The 7,156-nt window shown below is 62.7% G+C and carries 5 protein-coding genes and 2 tRNA genes; all 7 read right to left on the bottom strand.

Features of this window, described 5'->3' with window-relative positions:
* The coding region (locus tag AC1DMG_RS18060; RefSeq protein ID WP_477180858.1) for a SurA N-terminal domain-containing protein at window positions 1-1,853 on the bottom strand (1,853 nt) is incomplete at its 3' end.
* Between the two features lie 88 nt (window positions 1,854-1,941).
* Window positions 1,942-2,018 (bottom strand) — tRNA-Asp (locus AC1DMG_RS18055).
* A 9-nt stretch (window positions 2,019-2,027) separates the two neighbouring features.
* Window positions 2,028-2,102: transfer RNA gene (locus tag AC1DMG_RS18050), tRNA-Val, on the bottom strand.
* Between the two features lie 20 nt (window positions 2,103-2,122).
* Window positions 2,123-2,395, bottom strand: a complete 273-nt coding sequence (locus AC1DMG_RS18045) for an HU family DNA-binding protein (RefSeq protein ID WP_019465590.1) — start codon at window positions 2,393-2,395, stop codon at window positions 2,123-2,125.
* A gap of 325 nt (window positions 2,396-2,720) precedes the next feature.
* Entirely contained in the window at window positions 2,721-5,237 is a 2,517-nt protein-coding gene (gene lon / locus AC1DMG_RS18040) for an endopeptidase La (RefSeq protein ID WP_477180857.1), read from the bottom strand.
* A gap of 170 nt (window positions 5,238-5,407) precedes the next feature.
* Window positions 5,408-6,703 carry an ATP-dependent Clp protease ATP-binding subunit ClpX gene (gene clpX / locus AC1DMG_RS18035; RefSeq protein ID WP_477180856.1) on the bottom strand — a complete coding sequence of 432 codons (1,296 nt, stop codon included), beginning with the start codon at window positions 6,701-6,703 and terminating at the stop codon, window positions 5,408-5,410.
* A 106-nt stretch (window positions 6,704-6,809) separates the two neighbouring features.
* A partial coding sequence (locus AC1DMG_RS18030) for an ATP-dependent Clp protease proteolytic subunit (RefSeq protein ID WP_477180855.1) occupies window positions 6,810-7,156 on the bottom strand: 347 nt, incomplete at its 5' end.

Below are 7,156 nucleotides of genomic sequence, written 5' to 3'. Positions count from 1 at the left end.
ATGTAGGCCTGCGTGGCGAGGATGCCGTAAGCCTGGCCCATCTGCTGACGCAGCGTGCTGCGCTGTTCGGCGGAGATCTTGCTCAGGTCGCCGTCCTGGATCTTGTCCACGCCCACCAGCGCATAGCTGCCATCGTGCAGCGCGACGCGGGCGAACTGCGCCTTGCCGGCGGCCGGATGCGGCAGCAGGAAGGCCTGCTCCAGCACTTCCGGAGCCACGCCCTGCTGCATGCGGATCGCCTCCGGTACTGTCTGTACGGTCGCACCGGCCGATGCCGCGACTGCCTGCATGTCTTCGCCCTTCTGCACGCGGGCCAGCAAGGCGTCGGCGCGCTTCTGCTCTTCAGCAGCCGTACGCTCGTCGAGGATCTTCTGGCGCACCTGGTCACGCACGTCGGCCAGCGGGCGGGCTGCGGCCGGCAGGTGCTTGTCCACGCGCACCACCACGGCGTGATCCGAGCCCAGATCGATCAGGCTCGAATTGTTGCCCTGGAGCAGCACGTCATCGGAGAACGCGGCCTGGACCAGCTTGGGATCGGCCGTGATGCCCTGGCCGCCCTTGCGGGAGAACAGCTCGGTGGTCTTCACCGGCATGTTCAGCGCCTGCGCGGCGGGGTCCAGCGTCGAGGGGTTCTGGTACGTCTGGTCGGTGAGCTTGCCGGCCAGTTCGTTGTACTGGCGGTCGCGCTCGGTGCTCAGGTAATCCTTGGCGATCTGATCGCGCACTTCGGCGAACGGCTTGGCATCGCCGCTGCGCACATCGCGCAGCCACAGCACGTGGTAACCCTCGTCGGACAACACCGGCTTGGAGATCTGGCCCTTTTGCAAGGCGAACAGCGCGGAGTCGAACGAGGCGTTGGTCACGCCCTTCTCCAGCCAGCCCAGGTCGCCGCCCGAGCGCTTGGAACCCAGGTCGTCGGAGTCCTGTTCGGCCAGCTTGGCGAAGKTGTCCGTGGTCGCTTCGGCGGCAATCTTTTCCGCCTTGGCCAACGCGGCCTTCTGCTGATCCGGCGTGGCGTTCTTGGGCACGTTCACCAGGATGTGCGAGACCAGGCGCTGCTCGGGCTGCACGAAGCGCTGCTTCTGATCTTCGTAACGCTTCTTGAGCTCGTCTTCGCTGGGCTGGGCATCGATCTTCAGATCGGCGCCATTGACCTCGATGTACTTCAGCGAGACCTGCTCCGGACTCATGAAGTCGGCCTGGTGCTCTTTGTAATAGGCATCGAGCTGGGCGCCAGTCACTTCCGTGTCGGTCAGCGTGGGACGCGGCAGCGCGAACCAGCGCAGGTCGCGACGCTGGTACAGCAGGCCCAGGTAACGGTCCATGTCGGCGTCGGTGACGATGGTGCTGGCGATGATGGCGCGCGGCAAGATGCCCGGCTCAAGCGATGCGCGCTGGCTGTTCTCGAACATCGCCGGCGTCATGTTCTGCGCAGCGAGAATGGCGCGATAGGTCGCCGGATCAAACTGGCCGTTGACCAGGAAAGCCTGCTGGCTGGAAATGCGGTCACGCAGCTCGACGGCAGAAACCCGCAGGCCGAGTGCGTCGTTGGTCTGGCGCAGCAGCTGTTCGTTGATCAGCTGATCGAGGATCAGGCGTTTGGTTTCGGGCTTTTCGAACTCGGCCGCATCGAACTGGTCGCCCGCGCGAGCCATGGCGTCCCGGCGCGCTTCGTTGACGCGGTCCTGGTAATCGCGCTGGCTGATTTCGTGCTTTCCGACCATCGCGACATACGTGTCGTTCCGCGATGAGAAATACGATTCGATGCCGAAGAACGAGATGGCGAAAACGCAAATACCCAGAATGACGATGGACGGCCATCCGTGAAGCTTGGTACGCAATGCCTGCAGCATGGAGATGTTCCCGGGCTCTCGTTGTTCGGCGCACAAAGTGCGGGGTACGCAAATGGCAAGGGCGCCACACGGGCGCCCTTGCGAACTGTGGCGGAGCGGACGGGACTCGAACCCGCGACCTCCGGCGTGACAGGMCAGCATTCTAACCGACTGAACTACCGCTCCACTTATTACTGGTGGGTGCTGTAGGGATCGAACCTACGACCCTCGCCTTGTAAGGGCGACGCTCTACCGCTGAGCTAAGCACCCGAAACTAAGCAAGTAGCCGCTTAGTTTAGGGCATCCTTGAGGGTCTTGCCAGCCTTGAATGCCGGAACCTTCGAGGCCTTGATCTTGATCGTCTCATTGGTGCGCGGGTTGCGACCGGTACGGGCAGCGCGCTTGCGCACGGTGAAGGTACCAAAGCCGACCACCGACACATCGTCACCCTTCTTCAGCGCCTTCTGCACGGTCTCGAAGAACGCTTCGAGAGCACGGCCGGCGTCAGCCTTGGTGAGTTCGGCCTTCTCGGCAATGGCATTGATCAGATCGGTTTTATTCATTGAGACACTCCCTTAAACGGTTATGCAGCCCGCATGGTCATTCTGGGACCAGGCGACGTCACCTCATGGCAGACACCGGGACATCACCAAGCAATCCCGCATCACTGCGCACCATGCTTGGCGTCAGGCTGCGGTGTCGCCTTTATACCAGTGGCCCCAAGGGTCCGCAATGACAAGCAATACCAAGGGTTCGCGCGGTTCAGCATGGTCCGCGAACGCTTGCAAAGTGTGTGCTGAAACGCTAAGCGACAGCGGCACAGCGGGCTGTGATCCAGGCACAAAAACGGGCGGTTTCCCGCCCGTCTTTGGTGATGCTTGTCACGGATCAATGAGGCCGCGTGTAAGCCTCCTGGTCCTGCGCCTCCTCGTGCGGCGTGTCCACCTTCGGCTTGTCACCGTCGGTGGCCTGACGCGGATGCAGAGGGCGCTCCAGCGCGATGTCCAGCACCTCGTCGATCCAGCGCACCGGATGGATGTCCAGCGAGGACGTGATGTTGTCCGGAATGTCGGCAAGATCTTTCTTGTTTTCTTCCGGAATGATCACGGTGGTGATGCCGCCGCGATGCGCCGCCAGCAGCTTCTCCTTGAGGCCACCGATCGGCAGCACGCGGCCGCGCAGGGTGATCTCGCCGGTCATCGCGACTTCGGAACGCACCGGCACCTTGGTCAATACCGAGACCAGCGCCGTGCACATGGCAATGCCAGCACTCGGGCCGTCCTTCGGCGTCGCACCCTCGGGCACATGGATATGGATGTCGTATTTCTCGTGGAAATCCGGCTCGATACCCAGGCGATCGGCGCGCGCGCGCACCACCGACAAGGCCGCCTGGATCGACTCTTTCATGACGTCGCCCAGCTGGCCCGTATGCACCAGACGGCCTTTGCCCGGCATCACCGAGGCCTCGATGCTGAGCAGGTCGCCGCCCACCTGGGTCCAGGCCAGACCGGTGACCAGGCCCACTTCGTTCTGCAATTCCTTGCGGCCGAAGTCGAAGCGACGCACACCCAGATACTGCTCGAGATTGGCCGACGTGACCGCGACCCGACCCGGCGCCTTGGCCTTGGTTTTGGCCGTCTTTACGGCCGCAACCGGCTTCACCGCGGCGCCCTTGGCGGCGGACTTCTTGAGCTGACCCAGCGTCAGCTCCTTCACCACCTTGCGGCAGATCTTGGAGATCTCGCGCTCGAGGTTGCGCACGCCCGATTCGCGCGTGTAGTAACGCACGATGTCGCGCACCGCTTCCTCGTCGATGCTCAACTCTTCGGCCTTCAGGCCGTTGGCCTTGAGCTGCTTGGGCAGCAGGTATTTCTGCGCGATGCCGAGCTTCTCATCCTCGGTGTACCCCGGGATGCGGATGACTTCCATGCGGTCCAGCAGCGGGCCGGGGATGTTGAGCGAGTTGGCCGTGGCGATCCACATCACCTCGGACAGGTCCAGATCGACCTCGAGGTAATGGTCGTTGAAGGCGTGGTTCTGCTCGGGATCGAGCACTTCCAGCAGCGCCGAGGACGGATCGCCGCGGAAGTCCATCGACATCTTGTCGATTTCGTCGAGCACGAACAGCGGGTTCTTCGAACTCACCTTGTTCAAATTTTGCACAATGCGGCCCGGCATCGAGCCGATGTASGTGCGRCGGTGGCCGCGGATCTCGGCCTCGTCGCGCACGCCRCCCAGGCTCATGCGGACAAATTTGCGATTGGTCGCCTTGGCGATCGACTGACCCARCGAGGTCTTGCCCACGCCCGGCGGACCGACCAGGCACAGGATCGGGCCCTTCATCGCGTTCACGCGCTGCTGCACGGCGAGGTACTCGAGGATGCGCTCCTTGACCTTCTCCAGGCCAAAGTGGTCGGCATCGAGCACTTCCTGCGCCAGCTGCAGATCCTTGCGGACCTTGCTGCGCTTTTTCCACGGCACGCCCACCAGCCAGTCGAKGTAGTTGCGCACSACRGTGGCTTCGGCCGACATCGGCGACATCTGGCGCAGCTTACCGAACTCCGCGCGCGCCTTGGCGAGCACCGGCTTGGGCATGCCGGCGGCTTCGATCTTCTTTTGCAGCTCTTCGATTTCGTTCGGGCCTTCCTCGCTCTCGCCGAGCTCCTTCTGGATGGCCTTCATTTGTTCGTTGAGGTAGTACTCGCGCTGGCTCTTTTCCATCTGCGACTTGACGCGGCCGCGGATGCGCTTTTCCACCTGCTGCAAGTCCATTTCGCCGTCGACCAGGCCGATCAGCAATTCAAGGCGCTGCCCCACGTCGGAGGTTTCCAGCACCTTCTGCTTGTCGGCCATGCGCACGGACAAGTGCGCCGCGATCGAGTCGGCGACGCGCGAGGGATCATCGATGCCCGACAGCGTCGCCAGCACTTCCGGCGGCAGCTTGCGGCTCTGCTTGACCAGCTGTTCGAACAGCGAGATCAGCGTGCGCGATACCACGTCGAGCTCGCGTTCCTTGGAGCTGTACACCGGCTCGATCACGCGCGACGTAGCGGTGAGCATGCCGCCGTCTTCGTTGTAGTTTTCGATCTCGACGCGCGACTGGCCCTCGACCAGCACCTTCACGGTGCCATCGGGGAGCTTGAGCAATTGCAGCACGCCGGCAAGTGTGCCGATCTGGTGCAGGTCGCTGATCTTGGGATCGTCGATGTCCGGGCTTTTTTGCGCCACCAGCAGGATCTGACGCTCGCCCTCCATCGCGCGCTCCAACGCACGCATGGATTTGTCACGTCCGACGAACAGCGGGATGACCATATGGGGATAAACCACCACGTCACGCAGCGGCAACACTGGAAGTGCATCCAGGGTGGCGCCGGTGGCTTGGGGGTTGGGGGCGGTCTTTGCCATCGAAGAGAATCTCTCGTGATGTGTCGTCTTTGCACCGACACTGCGCCGGGTGCATCTGTACGTCAAGTGGTGCCTTAGGGTCACTCACACAAGTGCATGAGCGGCGGCACAAACAAAATGGCCCCGGCAAATCTGCCGAGGCCATGGGATCACTCAAGCGCGTGAACTGCTCAGGCGGCGTCGCCACCCTCACCCGCTGCACGCGGCTGCTTGAGGTTGCCGCGATAGATCAGATACGGCTCGGCCTGGCCTTCGATCACGGCATCGTCCACGACCACTTTGCTGACGTGCTCCAGCGACGGCAGCTCGTACATGGTGTCCAGCAAGACCGACTCGAGAATGGTGCGCAGACCGCGTGCACCGGTCTTGCGCTTGAGCGCCTTGCGGGCAATCGCCTGCAGCGCTTCCGGGCGGAACTCCAGTTCCACGCCTTCCATTTCGAACAGCTTCTTGAACTGCTTGGTGACCGCGTTCTTCGGCTCGGTGAGGATCTTCACCAGCGCCGGCTCGTCGAGCTCGTCGAGCGTGGCGACCACCGGCAGGCGGCCGACAAACTCGGGGATCAGGCCGTAGCGCACCAGATCCGACGGCTCCACATCGGCGAGCACCTTGCCCAGGTTTTCCCTGCGCTCCTTGCTGCGCACTTCGGCCGAGAAGCCGATGCCGGTGGAATCCGAACGCTGCTGGATGACCTTCTCCAGACCGGCGAACGCACCGCCGCAAATAAACAGGATGTTCTTGGTGTCCACCTGCAGGAATTCCTGCTGCGGATGCTTGCGACCACCCTGCGGCGGCACCGAAGCCAGCGTGCCTTCGATGAGCTTCAACAGCGCCTGCTGCACGCCTTCGCCGGACACATCGCGGGTGATCGACGGGTTTTCGCTCTTGCGCGAAATCTTGTCGATTTCGTCGATGTACACGATGCCCGACTGCGCCTTGTCGACGTCGTAGTCGCACTTCTGCAGCARCTTCTGGATGATGTTTTCCACRTCCTCGCCSACRTARCCGGCTTCGGTCAGCGTGGTGGCRTCGGCGATSRYGAACGGCACGTTSAGCAGGCGCGCCAGCGTTTSSGCCAGCARCGTCTTGCCCGAGCCGGTSGGCCCGATCAGCAGGATGTTGGACTTGCCCAGCTCGACATCGTCGCTCTTGGAACGCGACTCCATGCGCTTGTAGTGGTTGTACACAGCCACGGCCAGCGCTTTCTTGGCGCGGGTCTGGCCCACTACGTACTGGTCGAGGGTTTCCATGATCTCGCGGGGCTTGGGCAGCTGGCTGCGCCCGGAGGCGGCCTTTTCCTCAAGCTCTTCGCGGATGATGTCGTTGCACAGCTCTACGCACTCGTCGCAGATGAACACGGAGGGACCCGCGATCAGCTTGCGCACTTCATGCTGGCTCTTGCCGCAGAAGGAGCAGTAGAGAATCTTGCCGCTGTCGTTGGAACGGCCCTGCCGGTCGTCGCTCATGCCTGGATCCTGCTGATAAATCGATTGCGGTTTGAGAATAGCACAGGGTTCCGCGTCTGCAGCGAGACGCGGAACCGCTTGCAAACCTGGTACCAGGAACGTGAAATCAGCTGGATTTCACCGTCTCGACGGCGCGGCGATCGAGGACCTGATCAATAAGGCCATATTCCTTGGCCGCCTCGGCGCTCATGAAGCGGTCGCGCTCCATGTCCCGCTCGATCTTGTCCAGCGGCTGGCCGGTATGCTGAACGTAGATATCGTTCAGGCGGCGGCGCAGGTACAGGATTTCCTGGGCCTGGATCTCGATGTCGGTGGCCTGGCCGCGGGCGCCGCCCGACGGCTGGTGGATCATCACGCGCGAATTGGGCAGGGAATAACGCTTGCCCTTGGCGCCAGCCATCAGCAGCAGCGACGCGGCGCTGCAGGCCTGGCCGATGCACATGGTGCTGACAT

This window comes from Dyella sp. 01N36 (genome assembly GCF_056399745.1).
The sequence above is the reverse complement of the archived record's forward strand: the minus strand, read 5'-3'. Positions and strand labels throughout refer to the sequence as shown.